The organism is Nonomuraea sp. NPDC051191, assembly GCF_044455665.1.
GTDB lineage: Bacteria > Actinomycetota > Actinomycetes > Streptosporangiales > Streptosporangiaceae > Nonomuraea.
This window is the reverse complement of record NZ_JBITEZ010000022.1, coordinates 132,755-148,660: the sequence shown is the minus strand read 5'-3', so window position 1 is coordinate 148,660 and position 15,906 is coordinate 132,755. Positions and strand designations below refer to the sequence as shown.

Sequence of the window (15,906 nt, the reverse complement as noted above, 5' to 3'; positions counted from 1 at the left end):
CGGCTCCCCACGCGTTGCGGGCGGGCGTACGTCGCAGGCGGCACGAACTGGCCGCGGCCCCGCTCGGTGATCAGCGCGCGACAGTCGGGCCCGGTTCGGCGTGTGCGCGCGACGGGCGGGCCGAGACGACGTCGAGCAGGTTGGCGAGCTGACCGAGCCGTTGTGGGTCCAGCCGACCGGTCGCCGGTGTCAGGGCACGCCGGATGTCGTCCTTCACGCGTTCGGTGAGTTCGATCCCGGCCGGGGTCATGTACACCTCGACGACCCGGCCGTCATCGGCGTTCTTGCCGCGCGTCAGCAATCCCCGGCGCTCGGCGCGAGCGATGAGGGTGGACATCGTGGACTTGTCCAGACCGAGGTAGGCGGCCAGGTCGGTGACGCGGAGGCGGCGGTCGCTGAGGATACCGAGCACCCGCAGCTGGGTGAGCGACAGATCATGCTCGCCACCGATGCGGGTCAGCACGCCGGCCACTTCGAAGGTGGTCCGGACGAGGGCGTCCATGACGTCGTCGGCGACGGTCATGCCGCCATGCTAGTCCGGCATGGTTGGAAATGCCAACCATGCCGAGGCGTGGACGCCTGACATCGCCGTCGCCCGAGGGCGCCTCACGGCTCGATCCCGCATCAGGTGATCGACGGATACGGCGTCGATCACACGGCCCGGTTGACATGGTTTGCATTTCCAACCATCCTGAAGATAGTTGGAAATGCAAACCATCCTCAGGAGGTCTCCATGCATGCTGCCGTCATCCCTGAAGCCGGTGCTCCGCCGGTCTATCAGGACCATCCCGACCCCACGGAACGCCACGACGAGCTCGCCGTCGAGGTCCTCGCGGCCGGGCTGCACCATCTGACCAGAGCCAAGGCGAACGGCTCGCACTACTCCGGCAAGGGCATGTACCCGCTCGTCCCAGGCGTCGACGGCGTCGTACGCGACAAGGAGGGCAACGTCCGCTACGTGGTCCTGGACGACACAGCTCTGGGAACGTTCGCCGACCGCACCCTCATCGACCCGCGTCGCAGCGTGATCCTGCCCGACGGCGTCGACCCCGTACGGATCGCCGCCGCGATGAATCCGGCCATGTCGTCCTGGGTCGCGCTGCGCCGGCGCGTCGAATTCCGAGCCGGTCAGCGTGTCCTCGTCCTCGGCGCCACCGGCAACGCCGGACGGATGGCGGTCCAGATCGCCAAGCTGTTCGGCGCCGCCCACGTCATCGCCGCAGGCCGTGACGCCACTCGCTTGAGAGCGCTGACCGCCCTCGGAGCCGACGAGACGATCACCTTCGACGAGATCAGCCGCGCGGCCGCTGTCGACGTGGTCATCGACTACGTGTGGGGCGAGCCCGCAGCCGGCGCCTTGATCCCGATGCTCACCGCCCGCGCCGACCGCGCCGTCCCGCTGACCTGGATCCAGATCGGATCCATCGCCGGCCAGAGTGCGCCGATCCCGTCCGCGGCACTGCGCTCGGCCCGCCTGCAGATCGTCGGCAGCGGCATCGGCTCGGTCCCTGCCCGCGACATCCTCGCCGAGCTGCCCGAACTGGCCTCAGCGGTGACCGCCGGCGCGATCGACGTGCGGGTCCGCGCCGTACCCCTCCCCCAGGTCGCGCAGGCGTGGACCGACGAGACCGAGGACCGCATCGTCCTCGTCCCCCAGCCGCCGAGGGCGGCGGGGGACGCGGCGTCGGGGTCATGATCGGCCCGTTGTCGGCAAGTGAGGCGCCTCATGTCGGCGGCGATGGTCGGACGCGGGGCCATGGCGAGGCCGAGGGAGGGGCGCGGATGTCGGCTGAGGCGTTGGCAGCGGTGGCGCCTCCGTACGTGCCGTTGCCCCTGTCCGACGCCCCGGACCCACCGACCATCACCACCCCGTGAACCACTTCGCCACGATCGGGGACCGCCGTCGAACCCGCCGACTCCACCTCGCTGCTGACGAACCTGACCTCACGCGGACCGGATCGGCAGCCATGAAGATCAGTACCTCCGAGAGCCCACCCGACGCGCAGTGGGGCCGGCCGTCCTGCGGGGAGATGAACATGATCGCCGCCAAGGTCTGTCCTGGTACGACCATGGCCCCGAGCCGTCCGGGGCCGGCGGGCGGCCTCGGACAGCGCGGTGACTGTTTGACGGTGGATTCCCGTCCACCCTGGTGAGCCTGTCGCCGGGGTACCCACGGCGTCGGCGCCACCCGAATGAGTAGGCGTTACTCATGCCGGGCGGCGTCCGGCGGCGGAGGCTGGTCCTGGAACGACTCCAGAAGATCAACGACTGTCGGGCAGGAGAATCCATGGACACGCATTGGGGCACGATGCGCCGCCACTACACGCGGGCCGCCGCGCGGGCACAGGCGATGACCGCGCTGGGCACGGCCGGATACGAGGTCTGGAGCGACCCGGCCGGCGACGAGTACTTCGTCCTGGGCGGCAACGACCAGGTGAACGTGACGATCGTGATCGTCCCCGAGGGGGACGACGAGTGCTTCCTCGCCGTCATCGCCAACAGCTCCAACGGCACGGCCGAGAGCGCACGCAACAAGGTCCGCAGCCTCATCCCGGACCTGGCGGCTCCCGCCCCGATGCCCCACCTGCCGTAGGTCCGGTCGTCCGACAGAGGGGAGCACGGTCATGGTTCAGGTGGCCCCGACATTCGGCCCGTGGTCGAGCAACGCGACCAGCGTCGTCAGCACCTGGGTGCCCAACGGCGACACACCGCTGGGCTACCGCGTCTGGGTGAACCCGTTCGACCTGCGGGTCACGATCGACGTCGACCTCGCCCTGTTCACGGCCGATCCCTCGGTCGGCGGGTGGGGCGGCCGGTACACCTGGACGAACCTGCCCAGCGACCGTCAGATGACGTTCATCGTGGCGTGCGTGTACCCGGGAGGAGTGATCGCGGCCAACAGCTTCCAGGCACGTACCCTGCCCTCGGCGACCGCTCCGGTGGAGCCGCCACCGCCGCCCGCCGGCCATTTCCGCGCGGTCGGGAACATCGGCGGGGCCGTCGAACTGACGTGGGACCGCGTCGACGCGGCGGCCGTGAGGGAGCTGTTCGTGGTCCGGCTGGGGCCGGAAGTGAGGTTGTTCAGCTCGCCTGGGGCCTCCGACCCGGGACGGTTCACCGACCACGTGGGCGGGCCGGGCGACTACACGTACATGCTGCGGACCATCGCCCCGCACGGGGCCTTCACGGACGTACGGGCGACGGCGACGGTCGTCCCGGCCCCAGCTCCGATGCCGCACCTGCCGGGCTGGTCGGAACGGCGCGGGATCGCCATGAGCCACGGTGTCCCGATACCGGCGATGACCGCCGTCTCATGGGGGCCGAACCGCATCGACGCGGCATGGAGCTCGTTCTCGGACTTCAAGAAGATCGCCAGGGTGGCCTGGACCGGGGCGGCGTTCGAGTCCCAGCCGGGACCGGCGGGACCGGGTGACGGGAGCGGTGACCCCTCCGCCATCGGCTCGATGGCCCTCAGCTCGCTGGGTCCGGGGCATCTGGACTTCCTCTACGCGCACCCGGGGACGGGCCCCTGGCATCGCTGGTGGGACGGGCAGTCGTGGACGGCGCCCGAGAACCTGGGCTGGGGGACGATCAACGGGCTCTGCGCCGTGGGGTGGCCCGCGTCGGACCAGTTGCACGTGTTCTACACCACCGCGAGCGGAGGCAGCCGCCTCCTGCACCGCCACTGGAGCGGCGGCGCCTGGTCCGGCGAGGAGGACTGGGGCGGGACCGTGCAGGGGCGGCCCACGGCCGCATCCTGGGGCGAAGGACGGCTGGACGTCTTCTACCGATCCCCCGCGAACCATCTCATGCACCAGTGGCTGGACGCCGGAGCCCGGGGCGCGGAGGAGGACCTGGGCGACTCTCTCACCTGCGACCCGGCAGCGGTCGCCGACCGGTTCGGGTCGCTCCACGTGTTCTACAACTCCGGAGGGCGCCTGGTCGATCGGCGATGGAACACCGGCGGCCACGGCTGGGACCGTCCTGCCGAACCGCTGGACCACACCGCCACCGGGCCCCTCGACGAGAAGCGCGCCCCAGCCGCCGCGTCCTGGGGGGCGGGCCGGGTCGACGTGTTCTTCGTCCGCTTCGACCAGGGGGCGGTCCCGTACGTGTATCACATGGCCTTTCACTGACCGGTGACCCGGCCCACGCGCGTCGGTTGTCAGGGATGCCTGGGTTGCTCCCTTGCGCGGCTCTGGAGAAACCCACGACGACCGCGCCGACCGGCTGCCGCACCAGGAACTCGAAGAGGCCGTCACACTCTGGACCCGTAAAGCCGAGGTAGCAAGTTACAAGTTTTGACATCTGTTACCAACCCGCTTAGCGTCTCTCGTATGGAGCAGAGGACATTCGCCGCCGACATCTGTGTGGGGGCGGTCGGGCTCGGTTGTGCAGGCATGTCCGGCGCGTACGGACGCAGCGCCGACGAGCAGAGCATCGCCACGCTTCGCAACGCGCTCGACGCCGGGATCACGTTCATCGACACGGCCGACCACTACGGGATGGGGCACAACGAGACGCTCATCGGGCAGGCGCTGCGACCCGCCGATCGCGACCGCGCCGTGGTGAGCGTGAAGTTCGGCGCGTTGTTCGGTGTGGACGGCAGCGTCCGCGGCATCGGGCTGTCGGAGGTCGGCGCCGAGACGATCCGCCGCGCCCACGCCGTGCACCCGATCACCGACGTCCAGATCGAGTACTCACTGTTCAGCCGCGGCGTCGAAGATGAGATCCTGCCCACCTGCCGCGAGCTGGGCATCGGCGTCACCGCCTACGGGGTGCTCGCCCAAGGGATGCTGACCGGGACATGGCGGCCGTCGGCCGGCGACGCACGGCATCACGGGCACCTGCCCCGCTTCGCCGCCGGCAACATCGAGACCAACCTCGCGTTGGTCGAGCGGCTGCGGGAGGTCGCCACCTCCCGCAGCGCCACGGTCGCCCAGCTCGCGATCGCGTGGGTGCTGGCGCAGGGTCGCGTGCACCAGGACATCGTCGCGCTGGTCGGGGCCAGCCGACCGCACAGCGTCACCGAGGCGGTGGACGCCGCCGGCCTGCGGCTGACCGAGGACGACCTGGACGCGATCGAGCAGGCCGTCCCCCGTGGGGCGGTCGCGGGAGAACGCTACGCCCCCGCCCTGCTCGCGCTCCTGGACAGCGAGCGAACGGGCGGCAGGCACTGATGCCGGCCCGAACCCCGCTGGATGCGAACGCCATCCTGGCGGCCACCGAGCAGATCCTGCGCCGCCACGGACCGGACAAGGCAACGGTCGTCGACGTCGCCCGCGCACTCGGGGTCAGCCACGCCGCCGTCTACAAGCACTTCCCCTCCAAGCAGGCGCTGCGCGAGGCCGTGACCCGGCGCTGGCTCGACCGCAACCGCGACGCCCTCGCCGTCATCGCCGCCGACAGCGCGGTCCCGCCGGTGCAGCGACTGCGTACCTGGCTGCACGCCGTCCTGGCCGTGAAGCAGGCCAAGATTCGCGAGGACCCCGAGCTGTTCGCCGCCTATGGAATCCTCGCGGCCGCGCACAGCAGCGTCGCCACCGACCACGTCGCCGACCTCCTGGGCCAGCTGACGGCCATCATCGCCGACGGCGCCGCCGACGGCAGCCTCCGCACCGACGACGCGGAGGCCACCGCCCACGTGGTCTTCAACGCCACCGCCAAGTTCCACCACCTCGCCCACGCGGCCGAATGGCAGCACCCCGGCGTCGGCGCCGAACTCGACGAGGTGTGCAACCTGCTGCTGGAGGGCCTGCACGTCCCCACATCGCCGTAGCCGAAGCGGGTCGACCACGGTCGGCCCTGCCCATCACCACCCAGGCGGCAACGAACAAGGAGGACGAACGACCATGGTTCAAGCAATCGGAGTGACGCGGCCAGGCGGACCGGACGCTCTCGGCGAGCTCGATCTGGCGGCCGAACCGATCGGTCCCGGTCAGGTCAGGATCCGGGTCACCAGCGCCACGGTGAACCCGGCCGACGCGATGATCCGTTCTCGTCCGCGGCAGGATGAGGCGGACGCGGTGCGGGTGCCGGGCATGGAGGTCGCCGGCGTGATCACCGAGATCGGCCCCGCCGTCGACCGCCCGTTCACGACCGGGGACGCCGTCATGGCCATCGTGGTGCCCTCGGGCGAGCACGGCGGCTACCGGGCAGATCTGGTCATGTCGGCACGCTCGGTCGCGAAGATCCCGGCCGGGCTCTCGGACGTTCAGGCCGCCACCATCCCGATGAACGGGCTCACCGCCCGGCTCGCACTCGACACGCTGGCGCTCCCGGCCGGCGCGACGGTCGCCGTCACCGGCGCAGCCGGCACCGTCGGCGGATACTTCGTCCAGCTCGCCAAGCAGGCCGGGCTCGTCGTCCTCGCCGACGCCGCCCAGCAGGACGAGACCTTCGTCCGCGAGTGCGGAGCCGACGAAGTCGTGCCGCGGGGGGACGACTTCGCCGCGATGGTCCGCCGCCACCACCCGGGCGGCGTCGACGGGCTCGTCGACGCCGCCGTGCTGGAGGCCGTCGTGCTCCCTGCCGTCAAGGACGGCGGCACCGTCGTCACCGTCCGCGGCTACCAGGGCGACGGGACCGGCCGGGTCCGCGTCGTCCCGATCTTCGTCCGCGACTACGTCGAGGCCGCGGCCGAGCTCGACCGGCTCGCCGAACTCGCCGGTGAAGGGCGGCTCACCGTCCGCGTGGCCGGCGAGCTGCCGGCCTCCCGAGCCGCCGACGCGCATCGCTCGCTCGAACGGCGCGGCGCACGCGGGCGGTTCGTCCTGCGGTTCGGCTGACCGATCCGCGCCAGGGCTGCACACGACTCCCGAAAGCGCTGCCACCACCGGAGGAGCCGTCGCCGCCGTCGAACCGCGAAGGGCGACCGGGACGAACCTGCTGCCTGTTCAGCAGTGACAGACGCCCGCAAGCGTTCGGCCGGCAGAGCAGGGCGGTGGCGATGGAGCAGGACAGTCCGACCGCGAGCACCGCGTCCCGGGCCGCCTTTGCCTCCGTCGCGGTAGTGGGGGTGGAGCCGGTTTGACGCGTACACTTGCACCTGTAAGACTGAACTAACAGGTGCAAGACAGACGCTCCCCAAGGACGACATGCCGACCAGCGAAGAGTTGCTCCGCCTGCTCGGCGCGGTCGGGCATCCACTCAGGTTGCAGATCCTCGCCGAGCTCGCCGGCGGCCGGGTCCACGTCAGCGAGCTGGCCCGCCGGATCAAGGTGTCCCGTGCGCTGCTCTACATGCATCTGGAGCGGCTGGAGAAGGCGGGGCTGATCGAAGGGCGGCTGGAGCTGTCGGCCGACGGCAAGGCGATGAAGTACATCGAGCTGCTGCCCTTCGAGCTCAGCCTGACGATCGACACCGTCCTCGCGGCTCTGCGCGCGGACGACGAGGAAGGACCCCATCAGGTGCAGGAGACCCCGCAGTGATCGACATCGGTTCCATCGTGATCCCCATCGTGGTCGTGCTGATTCTGTTCGGCGCGATCACGGCCTGCATGGCGTTCTACTTCCGGTTCGAACGGCACCGCACCGACGTGCTGACGGCCGAGATGGCCAGATATCGCGAACTGGCCGAGCAGGCCGTGCAGCGGCAGGGTGAGGTGCAGGCCAGGCTGGGCGAGCTGACGGAGAAGGTCGCGGCGATGGAGAGGATCCTGCTCAGCGTCGACTGACGAGCCTGTGACACAGGTCCGGGGGCGAGCGGCAACTCACCCCCGGACGGCGGAACCGCACGACCACGCCGTGACGGCGTGCCTTTGACGCGTACGTGCTCCCACAGAAAGGAGAGCAGCTCATGCTGCTCGAACGCAAATCGTCCCGCTGGCGTGCCCTCATGTGCTCGCTGGCGGTCGCCGCGCCGCTGCTCGCAGTGAGCGCCCCCGCCGCCGCGACGGCGGCCGATCCGGCACGGTCGGTACGGGAGTTCGCCGACGCCTACGTGCCCCGCCAGCTCAAGGAGCACCACATCCCGGGGGCGGCGATCGCCGTCGTGGCGGGCGGCCGTCAGGTCTTCGCCCAGGGGTACGGCGTCGCCGAGGTGGAGACCGGCCGTCCCGTGGACGCCGAGCGGACCGTCTTCGCCCCCGCGTCGGTGGCCAAGCTGATCACGGCCACCGCCGTCATGCAGCTCGTCGAACGGGGCCGGATCGACCTGAACGCCGACGTCAACCAGTACCTCACCACGTTCAAGATCGACGACGCCTACCCGGGCCGGCCGGTCACCATGGCGAACCTGCTGACCCACACCGCCGGGTTCGCCGGCGGTGACTTCGGCACCGGCGCGGCCACCGCCCGTGACGTGCACCCGCTCGGCGCCCACCTCGCCGACCACCAGCCGCCCCGGATCCGCCCGCCCGGCACCAGGGCCGTCTACTCCAACTACGGGATGGGCCTGGCCGGCTACCTGGTCGAGGTGCGCTCGGGCCTGCCCTTCCAGCAGTACGTGCAGGAGAACATCTTCCGCCCGCTCGGCATGACGCGCTCCAGCATGGCCCAGCCCGAGCCCGGCCCCGTCGCCCAGGCGCTGGCCCCCGGTTACCGTCTCCAGGACGGCCACCAGGTCCGGGCCGAAGGGGCCAAATACGGACACATGCCGCCGCACGGAGCCGGCTTCCGCTCCACCGCCACCGACATGGCCGCGTTCATGCTGGCCCAGCTGACCGGCGGCGGGAGGATACTCAGGCCGGACAGCGTGCGACTCATGCAGAGCCGCCACTTCGGCAACGCCGAGGGCACCGCCGGCATGGGGTACGGCTTCCAGGAGTACACCAGGAACGGCCGGCGCCTGCTGGTGCACCGGGGCAACATTCCCGGCTACTTCGCGATCATGGCGCTGATCCCCGACCGGGGCATCGGCGTCTACGCCTCCTACAACGGCATCGGCAAGGGCGGCCCCGACTCCGCCTGGTCCCTGGTCAACGCCTTCGCCGACCGCTTCGCCCCGGCCCCCGCCCCGGCGGACGGCACGCCGGGCCCGCTGCCCGACGTCGCCCAGTACACCGGCACCTACCGTACGGCCCTGGCCGCCGACATGACCGACCTGGGCAAGCTCAGCTCGCTCACCAGCACCGTGACGGTCAGCGCGGGCGGCGACGGCCTCCTGACCACCACCGGCGCGGTCGCGCTCGGCCCCACCGAGAGCCGCCAGTGGACGCAGATCGCCCCCGCCCTGTTCCGCGAGAAGAACGGCTACCGCACGATCCGGTTCCGCCCCGACGGCCTGCTGGCCACGGAGAACCCGGCGGGGCCGCTGGAGCGCCTGGCCTGGTACCAGTCGCCCACGGTGCATCTCGGCGTGCTCGGCGTGAGCCTGACCGTGCTGCTGCTGTCGGCTGTGGGCGGACCCCTCGCGCATGCCGTACGCCTCGCGCGGCGCCGCCGCAGGCCCGGCGGGTCCAGTGACGGATCCGCACCCGCAGGTGCCTCCGGGGCTGCCGCCGGAGTCGGGCGGGCGGCGCGCCGGCGGCCGGTTCGCGGGCCACGCCTGGCCGGGCTGCCCGCGTGGATCACGGCGGTGCTCGTCACGGCCTCCGCCGGATCCCTCGTGGCGATGTTCGCGGACTTCGACGCCAACCAGGCCGAGTTCTTCCTGGGCGGCAGCCCGTTGTTCACGACCATCACCACGCTGCCCGTCCTGGCCGCGGCCGGGGCCGGCGTGACGCTGGTCACCGCCGGGCTGGCCTGGGTCAAGGGCTGGTGGACCCTGGCCGGGCGGGTTCACTGCACCGTCGTGGTCCTGGCCGCGCTCGCCTATCTGAGTGTGGCCGCCGCCTACAACCTGATCGGCTGAGAGCCTCCGGCACCCGGCCCTTGGTTCGGGAAGGCGGTCAGCCCTTGACGGTGAGGAGCGGGCGCAGCTCGGCCACCGGGTCCGCCACGCCTCCCGCGTGCAGGCTCGACACCACGGGCCCGATGTCCTTGTACGCCCACGGAGCTTCCTGCTTGAGGTCGCGCCGCCAGGCCGCCATCACGTCCGCGCGGCGCGCCACGGTCGGATCGCGGTGGTCCAGCGGCGTGACCACGCGGAACTCCCGCAGGAACGCGTCGAGGTCGCGGTCGCCGGCCCGTGCGGTGGCGCCGCGCGGGACCCGCCGTCCGGCGCCGTGGCAGGCGCTGGCCAACGTGCGGGCGTTGCCGTGGCCCCGCAACAGGTAGCTGGACGCTCCCATCGACCCGGGCACGATCACGGGCTCACCCCACATCGCGTACGGGCCGCCGTTCATCTGCTCGTGACCACCCGCCGGCGTCGCGCCCTTGCGGTGGACGACGCGGTCCCCGTCCTGCCAGAACAGGTTGTGCGGCGCGTCGTAGAGCAGGCGCGCCGTCATCCGACCGCATTCGGCGGCGAGTCCGGCCCGCATGGTGAGGGCGAGGAAGAACCGATTGCCTGAGGCGAAGTTGGCGGCGTTGCCGAAGGCGTCCAGGTAGCGGCGCCGGGCGGCGGCCGTGCGCCCGTTCAGCAGGAACGGCAGGATCTGGTTGCGGGGTCGCGACAACCCCGGCGGCCAGGTCCGGCGCAGCCGGTCCAGCGCTGTGGCGTTGGCCTGGTGTCCCAGCGCCAGTGAGCCGCTGTGCACCATCAGGACGACCGCGCCCGCCGTCAGACCCCACGCGTACGCGGCGGCGGGATCGTGGATCCGTGCCACGTACTGCAGTTCGGCGAAGTGGTTGCCGCCGCCGATGCTGCCGATGAGGCTGTCGTGGCTGGCGGCCTCGGTGCCGCCCGCGCTGGTGATCCAGTCGGCGAACGCCTCGGCGGTGCCGGTCGGGTGCGCCGGGGCGTGCATGCGGTCCAGGCAGTCCTCGGTGTCGGTCGGCTGGTGGCCTTGCCAGGGGGCGTCGCCGGTGAGCATGAGCCCCGGGAGCCCGTCGCGCAGGAGCGCCTCCCGCTGGGCGGGCGTGAGGGCGATGCGGCGGCCGCCCTCGAAGAACAAGTGCCGCAGCCGCCGTTCCAGGGCGTCCAGGCGCGGCCGTACCTGCTCCACGGTGAGTGAGGTGACCTCCAGCCGCATGCCGCAGTTGACGTCGTTGCCGACCGCCTGCGGGAGCAGCGCGCCCTCGGTCTCGATGACCGTGCCGATCGGGATGCCCGCCCCCTTGTGGAAGTCAGGGGTGAGGACGAGGCGGACCAGGCGGGGCAGCGGACCGTCGTGGCCGGGTACGGCCTCGGCGAGGCGGTCGAGGGTGTCGGCGGTCTCCAGGACGGACAGCACTTCGTCGACGGCGGCCGGTTCGAGAGGCACACGCTCGTCGGCACAGATGTCGACGGGGACGTCCCAGGGGTTCGGGAGGGTGAGCCACTGCTCGTCGCGGCGCACGAGACGGCGGTCCTGACGGGTGCGCATGATGGTGAAGTCCTTCGGGCTGCTGAAACGCGATCTAAGGGCGGGCGCGGTCGAAAGCGCGCCGAAGAAGGCGACGGACCGGAGCCGCCGCCGTGGGCCTCGTGGTTCAGCAGCCGCGAGGGTGAAGGCGTGCCCGACTGTAGTACGGCACACGCCTCCCACACCACGGATTTACGCCTCCACCGAGGAGGCGATGCCGGCACTGTCCCCTTCCACCCTTTGAACCGACTCAGGGAAAACCCGATTTCATGCTGTGAGCTGCGGCCACCGTGTATCTGACCCGCGCCCCCTCCCCCGCAACGAGATGTGGGAGATGACCACAAGGCGCTGCCGATCCCGGTGCTGCCGCCGCGCGGATTCGCCGTCTGCCCGTGGCGTGCGGTCGACGTGCTCAGCCCCACCCCGCCCGGCCGGTCAGGGCAGTGTCCGGGTCGGGTCCTCAAGTGTGGCCAGTAGCGGTTCGACGGTAGTGAGGGCCTGGTCGACCAGGGCGGCGAGCGGGGTGGCGCCCTGGTCGGCCACCCATCTGCGGGAGGCGGTGAACAGGACCCCCGCGAGGACGAAAGCGATGAGTTCGAGCTGGTAGTCGTCGGCCGGGCGCCCGGTGCGGCCGGCGAGCAGGGCGGTCAGGAGCTCGATGGTCCTGCGCTCTTCGCCGGCGTAACGAGCTTCGAGGGCCGGGACGGTCGCGACGAGCCGCATGCGGGCGAGAGTGAGGTCGCGGTCGGCTTCGACCGCCGCCACGACCGCGCCCATGGCGGCGCGGACCGTCGCCGTCAGGGGCTCGCCCGCGGGTCGCTCAGCGGTGGTGGTCTCGAAGAGGGGGGAGGCGTCGTTGTCGAGGACGACGTCCTCCTTGGTGGGAAAGTAGCGGTAGAAGGTGGTGGTGGAGGTCTCGGCGGCCTCGGCGATCTGCTCAACGGTGGTGTTCTCGTAGCCCTGGCTCTCGAAGAGGCGCAGCGCCGCGGTCTGGATGGCGCGGCGCAGCTTGATCCTCTTGCGTTCCCGCAGGCCCGGGGAGGGATGAGTCGGTGGGCTCATTGTGCCGATCTCTGTTCGCAGGCCGACAGGGCCGCTCCGCTGTGGGTCATGCTTGCAGCACGACCTCGTAGACGGCGACCGGAGGAGGGGTGACGCCCAGCTCCGCACTCGCCTCCTGACGCGCCTGGGCGCCTCGGCCTTCGTTGTTCCTGCGCAGGTCGTCGTCGCTGTCCCACAGGGAGATGGTCAGGACCTTGCCGCTCTGGCGGTCGGCAAGCAGGTAGAAACCCTTGAAACCGGGAACTTCGCGGAAGCTTGGGAGCTGCTCCTCGCAGAACGTGAGGAGACCGGCGAGCTTGTCGCTTTCCGCCTCCGTGGAGACAACCTGAGCGAACATGACATGACGTCCTTTCGGAGATCGAGCCACGAGGGGTCGCCCGCCGCCCTGCGGTGTGCTGTCGATGAAAGGCAGCGCCCGTAGGAGCGATGGGATGAAGCCACGCCAAACCGACCCGATCCACACGCAGACCGTTTCGGGTCAATGGCACAAATAGTAGTTTGACCCATATTTTTCAGTCTGTCACCCACCCGTGAAAGCCGCCACCACCGGCGCCGCCACCGGACCACTGGACGCTGTTGCGGCGGGCAACGGCCCGATCGAGGGTTTCGCGCCCATGGCGACGAGCCTGCCAACCCTCACCGTGGAGACCGTCGCCGGCTACCGGCCGGGACCGTCCCGCCCACCGAAGATTGCAGCCGGGGCACATGTGCGCTCGTCTGGGGCCATCGGCATGTCGGAGGTAGCGGACGGCGCGTCGAAGGCCCCTTGCTTCCACTGAGGATCATCTCATCGGCAGCCGTCGCTCCACCCGGCGGAGTCGTTCACAACCATCCGCTCCTGCGCAGCAGCCGGTACACGATGATCACGGCGATGACCATGACGCACAAGCTCAGCGGGTAACCGAGCAGCCAGTGCAGTTCGGGCATGTGGTCGAAGTTCATGCCATAGACCCCGGCGATCATGGTGGGGACGGCGATGAGCGCCGCCCACGAGGAGATCTTGCGCATGTCCGCGTTCTGCTGCATGGCCGCCGCGCTCTGCTCGCGGCCGACGAGGGCCAGGTGGGCGTTCAGGGCGTTGGTGAGCAGTTCGTTGTGCTCGTCGACGGCCGCGTCCACCCGCAGCAGATGATCGAGGACGTCGCGGAACTGGTCGCGGGCCACGTTGCACAACTCCACCCGTCCCTTGACGATCTCCTCAAGGACGGGGATGAGGGGATCTTGAGCGGCCCGGAACTCCAGCACCTCACGCTTGAGCGAGTAGATGTCCTCGGTCACGTCGGCCTGCTCGCCGCTGAAGACCCGCCGCTCCAGCACGATCAAGTCGTGCTCGACCTCGTGGGAGATCTCCGAGTAGGTGTCGACGATCTGGTCGCAGATCGCGTACAGCACCCCGGCCGGCCCTGCGGCCAGCAGCTCGGGATCGTCCTCGATCCGCCTGCGCACCCCTGTCAGCGGGTTGGCCTGCCCATGCCGGACACTGATGACGAAGTCCGCGCCGACGAACAGGTTGATCTCGCCGACCTCGATGTCGGAGCCGTCCTCCACGTACAGCAGCGTCTTGAGCACCACGAACAGGGTGTCGCCGTAACGTTCGAGTTTGGGCCGCTGATGGGCGTGGATGGCGTCCTCCACCGCCAGCGGGTGCAGCTTCACCTCGCTGGTGATCAGGTCGAACTCCTCCTGGCTGGGCTCGTGCAAGCCGATCCACAGGAAGCAGTCGCCCCGGGTCCTGGCATCACTGAAGGCGTCGCTGATGTCGCCGTGGATGGTGTGGCGTACGCCGTCGCAGTAGATCGCCTTGTCCACAATCACATCCGGCATTGTCGCCCATCGAACGACTCACCGGCCGACGCGTTCGACCTCAAGGCTGCCTTCTCCACCTCGATGCCCGCCGCGCGTCCCTGCGCCGTCGGCGCGGACGGGGGACGATCTCGCGCCGTTCCATCCGCAGCCAGACGGGGCTGCGCCGGTATCGTGACAGCGCGCATCCGGGAAACTTCGGCCAGGACTGACACGATGCGCCGCCTCTCTCACCCCGGCCCGACTCGGCCTGCCGAGTGAGCAGAGCCTGCAGGCGGGAGCCGGTTCAAGGGGGCGCCGCCCCGGCCAACCGGCTCCCGCCGCCTGCGGCTGTCGCGTTCTCGGGGCGACGGGTTTCTCGCAGTGGCGGGGGAAGGGTTCCGGCGAGGGTGCGCACGCCACCGTTGCGGATCTGGTGAGCGGGAGAACCGGCGCCCTGATCATGCGGAAGTCTGGGGCTGGCGGGCGCCTGTCGCAACCTTTATGTTGCTATATTGATGGCAACACAAAGGTTGCGACAGGAGGGTGGGCATGGTCCCGGACACGATCGAACGCGAAGTGGTGCTGAGGCATCCCATTGAGCGGGTGTGGGCCGCCCTGATCACCGCCGAAGGCCTCTCGCGGTGGTTCGGTTCGGTGGCCGAGGTAGATCTGCGGCCCGGCGGGCGAGCGTACTTCCGCTGGGAGGACCTCGGCCAGGAATCTGTCGCCACGATCACGGCGGTCGAGCCACCCCGCCGTTTCGCGTTCAGGTGGGGGATCGAGGGCCTGCCGGCGAACCATGAACTGCAGACGCTTGTGGAGTTCACGCTGGAGCAAGTGCCGGACGGCACCCGGCTGCGTCTCGTGGATAGCGGATTCGCCCAAGCCGCCGACGACGTCGCCTGGTCCGCCCATAAGGCCAACAGCCAGGGATGGGACGCAGAACTCGTCGACCTGAAGACCTACCTCGATGCGGCCGCCTGATGCGGAAGGGCAGGCCGTCGCGGTGTTCGCGGCGCTCACCGACCCGACGCGGCGGGCGCTGCTGGAGGAGCTCTCCCGCACCGGGCCGGCCACCGTCACTGATCTGGCGCGACGGTTGCCGGTCAGCCGTCAGGCGGTAGCCAGGCACCTCGGCCGGCTCGCCGAAGCGGGCACTGCTCGCCAACAGGTGGGACGACCGCCTGACCGCGCTGGAACACGCACTGGACGCCACCGACACGAAGGAGTCGAGCAACCATGGACAAGCCTGAATTCACCGCCGGCCTGAACATCGCCATGAAGATCCCCAAGGCGCAGTACGAGGCCACCGTGGCCTTCTATCGAGACACCCTGGGCTTCGAGGTCAAAGAGGATGACGTCTCGTATGCACCGACCGTCTCGAGAACTCATTCGGTGCGGTTCGGGCCCAACACGCTGTGGCTCGACTGCGTGGACAACTACAGCCGGCCCGACCTGTGGCTGCAGCTCCACACCGATGACCTGGACGCGGCGACGGGCAAGCTGGCCGACATCGGCATCCACCCCTGTGATGAGCTGGAACCCCTGGAGAACCTCGATTCCAGAACCCATTGGATCAAGAACCCGGCCGGTATCGTCCATCTGCTCGCACAGTCCGGCTGATCACCGTCGTCGGGACCGGAGCGACGAGGCGTCGCAAGCGTTGCCTCTCCTTGTCGACAGCCAGGCTGCCATCGAGGCCTCCACCCGCGTACTGGCGGCGATGAGGCGAG

The 15,906-nt window shown here is 70.3% G+C and carries 17 protein-coding genes; 12 read left to right on the top strand and 5 right to left on the bottom strand.

Annotation, left to right across the window (positions count from 1 at the left end; genetic code table 11):
• Nucleotides 1–70 precede the first annotated feature (70 nt).
• Complete coding sequence (locus tag ACIA8R_RS45480) at nt 71–523, bottom strand: MarR family winged helix-turn-helix transcriptional regulator (protein WP_397044020.1); 453 nt, start codon at nt 521–523, stop codon at nt 71–73.
• Between the two features lie 210 nt (nt 524–733).
• Between ACIA8R_RS45480 and ACIA8R_RS45475 the strand changes: the two genes are divergently transcribed.
• The 9 genes from ACIA8R_RS45475 to ACIA8R_RS45435 all read left to right on the top strand — a co-directional run bounded on the left by ACIA8R_RS45475 (nt 734) and on the right by ACIA8R_RS45435 (nt 9,792).
• Entirely contained in the window at nt 734–1,696 is a 963-nt protein-coding gene (locus tag ACIA8R_RS45475) for a zinc-binding alcohol dehydrogenase family protein (RefSeq protein ID WP_397044018.1), read from the top strand.
• A gap of 591 nt (nt 1,697–2,287) precedes the next feature.
• Nucleotides 2,288–2,593, top strand: coding sequence for a hypothetical protein (locus ACIA8R_RS45470; protein ID WP_397044016.1), 306 nt, complete (start codon nt 2,288–2,290; stop codon nt 2,591–2,593).
• Between the two features lie 31 nt (nt 2,594–2,624).
• Nucleotides 2,625–4,136 (top strand): hypothetical protein, encoded by a 1,512-nt coding sequence (locus tag ACIA8R_RS45465; protein WP_397044014.1) that lies wholly within the window; start codon nt 2,625–2,627, stop codon nt 4,134–4,136.
• Nucleotides 4,137–4,337: 201 nt separating this feature from the next.
• Nucleotides 4,338–5,180 carry an aldo/keto reductase gene (locus ACIA8R_RS45460; RefSeq protein WP_397044012.1) on the top strand — a complete coding sequence of 281 codons (843 nt, stop codon included), beginning with the start codon at nt 4,338–4,340 and terminating at the stop codon, nt 5,178–5,180.
• Nucleotides 5,180–5,779, top strand: a complete 600-nt coding sequence (locus ACIA8R_RS45455) for a TetR family transcriptional regulator (protein WP_364100727.1) — start codon at nt 5,180–5,182, stop codon at nt 5,777–5,779. The genes ACIA8R_RS45460 and ACIA8R_RS45455 overlap by 1 nt, the downstream gene beginning before the upstream one ends.
• A gap of 73 nt (nt 5,780–5,852) precedes the next feature.
• A complete protein-coding gene (locus tag ACIA8R_RS45450; RefSeq protein WP_397044010.1) occupies nt 5,853–6,788 on the top strand; it encodes an NADP-dependent oxidoreductase in 936 nt (311 codons plus the stop codon).
• Between the two features lie 309 nt (nt 6,789–7,097).
• Nucleotides 7,098–7,430: a winged helix-turn-helix domain-containing protein gene (locus ACIA8R_RS45445; protein ID WP_357711071.1), complete on the top strand. Its 333-nt coding sequence runs from the start codon at nt 7,098–7,100 to the stop codon at nt 7,428–7,430.
• The gene (locus ACIA8R_RS45440; RefSeq protein ID WP_352326865.1) at nt 7,427–7,675 is read left to right on the top strand and encodes a hypothetical protein; all 249 of its coding nucleotides are present in this window, start codon (nt 7,427–7,429) and stop codon (nt 7,673–7,675) included. Before ACIA8R_RS45445 ends, ACIA8R_RS45440 begins: the two co-directional genes overlap by 4 nt.
• Nucleotides 7,676–7,797: 122 nt before the next feature.
• On the top strand, nt 7,798–9,792 hold the full coding sequence (locus ACIA8R_RS45435; protein WP_397044008.1) for a serine hydrolase domain-containing protein: 1,995 nt from the start codon (nt 7,798–7,800) through the stop codon (nt 9,790–9,792).
• Nucleotides 9,793–9,829: 37 nt separating this feature from the next.
• Here ACIA8R_RS45435 and ACIA8R_RS45430 read toward each other — a convergent pair whose 3' ends face one another.
• The 4 genes from ACIA8R_RS45430 to ACIA8R_RS45415 all read right to left on the bottom strand — a co-directional run bounded on the left by ACIA8R_RS45430 (nt 9,830) and on the right by ACIA8R_RS45415 (nt 14,212).
• Nucleotides 9,830–11,347, bottom strand: coding sequence for an RtcB family protein (locus ACIA8R_RS45430; protein WP_397044006.1), 1,518 nt, complete (start codon nt 11,345–11,347; stop codon nt 9,830–9,832).
• Between the two features lie 414 nt (nt 11,348–11,761).
• Nucleotides 11,762–12,388 (bottom strand): TetR/AcrR family transcriptional regulator, encoded by a 627-nt coding sequence (locus ACIA8R_RS45425; RefSeq protein ID WP_364100713.1) that lies wholly within the window; start codon nt 12,386–12,388, stop codon nt 11,762–11,764.
• A 46-nt stretch (nt 12,389–12,434) separates the two neighbouring features.
• Nucleotides 12,435–12,725 carry an antibiotic biosynthesis monooxygenase family protein gene (locus ACIA8R_RS45420; RefSeq protein ID WP_397044004.1) on the bottom strand — a complete coding sequence of 97 codons (291 nt, stop codon included), beginning with the start codon at nt 12,723–12,725 and terminating at the stop codon, nt 12,435–12,437.
• A 485-nt stretch (nt 12,726–13,210) separates the two neighbouring features.
• Nucleotides 13,211–14,212: a magnesium and cobalt transport protein CorA gene (locus ACIA8R_RS45415; protein WP_364100707.1), complete on the bottom strand. Its 1,002-nt coding sequence runs from the start codon at nt 14,210–14,212 to the stop codon at nt 13,211–13,213.
• Between the two features lie 510 nt (nt 14,213–14,722).
• Between ACIA8R_RS45415 and ACIA8R_RS45410 the strand changes: the two genes are divergently transcribed.
• Genes ACIA8R_RS45410 through ACIA8R_RS45400 form a run of 3 tightly spaced genes read left to right on the top strand, consistent with a single transcriptional unit; the run spans nt 14,723 to nt 15,796 of the window.
• Nucleotides 14,723–15,157, top strand: a complete 435-nt coding sequence (locus ACIA8R_RS45410; RefSeq protein WP_397044002.1) for an SRPBCC domain-containing protein — start codon at nt 14,723–14,725, stop codon at nt 15,155–15,157.
• Nucleotides 15,144–15,443, top strand: a complete 300-nt coding sequence (locus ACIA8R_RS45405; RefSeq protein ID WP_397044000.1) for an ArsR/SmtB family transcription factor — start codon at nt 15,144–15,146, stop codon at nt 15,441–15,443. Before ACIA8R_RS45410 ends, ACIA8R_RS45405 begins: the two co-directional genes overlap by 14 nt.
• On the top strand, nt 15,413–15,796 hold the full coding sequence (locus ACIA8R_RS45400) for a VOC family protein (protein WP_364100701.1): 384 nt from the start codon (nt 15,413–15,415) through the stop codon (nt 15,794–15,796). Before ACIA8R_RS45405 ends, ACIA8R_RS45400 begins: the two co-directional genes overlap by 31 nt.
• Nucleotides 15,797–15,906: the final 110 nt, after the last annotated feature.

Excerpts from the sequence above, each read along its gene's own strand:
- ACIA8R_RS45460 (WP_397044012.1), top strand. The coding sequence starts at position 4,338 with ATGGAGCAGAGGACATTCGCCGCCGACATCTGTGTGGGGGCGGTCGGG.
- ACIA8R_RS45435 (WP_397044008.1), top strand. The coding sequence starts at position 7,798 with ATGCTGCTCGAACGCAAATCGTCCCGCTGGCGTGCCCTCATGTGCTCG.
- ACIA8R_RS45415 (WP_364100707.1), bottom strand. The coding sequence starts at position 14,212 with ATGCCGGATGTGATTGTGGACAAGGCGATCTACTGCGACGGCGTACGC.
- ACIA8R_RS45400 (WP_364100701.1), top strand. The coding sequence starts at position 15,413 with ATGGACAAGCCTGAATTCACCGCCGGCCTGAACATCGCCATGAAGATC.
- ACIA8R_RS45455 (WP_364100727.1), top strand. The coding sequence starts at position 5,180 with ATGCCGGCCCGAACCCCGCTGGATGCGAACGCCATCCTGGCGGCCACC.
- ACIA8R_RS45420 (WP_397044004.1), bottom strand. The coding sequence starts at position 12,725 with ATGTTCGCTCAGGTTGTCTCCACGGAGGCGGAAAGCGACAAGCTCGCC.
- ACIA8R_RS45470 (WP_397044016.1), top strand. The coding sequence starts at position 2,288 with ATGGACACGCATTGGGGCACGATGCGCCGCCACTACACGCGGGCCGCC.
- ACIA8R_RS45465 (WP_397044014.1), top strand. The coding sequence starts at position 2,625 with ATGGTTCAGGTGGCCCCGACATTCGGCCCGTGGTCGAGCAACGCGACC.
- ACIA8R_RS45445 (WP_357711071.1), top strand. The coding sequence starts at position 7,098 with ATGCCGACCAGCGAAGAGTTGCTCCGCCTGCTCGGCGCGGTCGGGCAT.
- ACIA8R_RS45425 (WP_364100713.1), bottom strand. The coding sequence starts at position 12,388 with ATGAGCCCACCGACTCATCCCTCCCCGGGCCTGCGGGAACGCAAGAGG.
- ACIA8R_RS45410 (WP_397044002.1), top strand. The coding sequence starts at position 14,723 with ATGGTCCCGGACACGATCGAACGCGAAGTGGTGCTGAGGCATCCCATT.
- ACIA8R_RS45430 (WP_397044006.1), bottom strand. The coding sequence starts at position 11,347 with ATGCGCACCCGTCAGGACCGCCGTCTCGTGCGCCGCGACGAGCAGTGG.
- ACIA8R_RS45450 (WP_397044010.1), top strand. The coding sequence starts at position 5,853 with ATGGTTCAAGCAATCGGAGTGACGCGGCCAGGCGGACCGGACGCTCTC.
- ACIA8R_RS45480 (WP_397044020.1), bottom strand. The coding sequence starts at position 523 with ATGACCGTCGCCGACGACGTCATGGACGCCCTCGTCCGGACCACCTTC.
- ACIA8R_RS45405 (WP_397044000.1), top strand. The coding sequence starts at position 15,144 with ATGCGGCCGCCTGATGCGGAAGGGCAGGCCGTCGCGGTGTTCGCGGCG.
- ACIA8R_RS45475 (WP_397044018.1), top strand. The coding sequence starts at position 734 with ATGCATGCTGCCGTCATCCCTGAAGCCGGTGCTCCGCCGGTCTATCAG.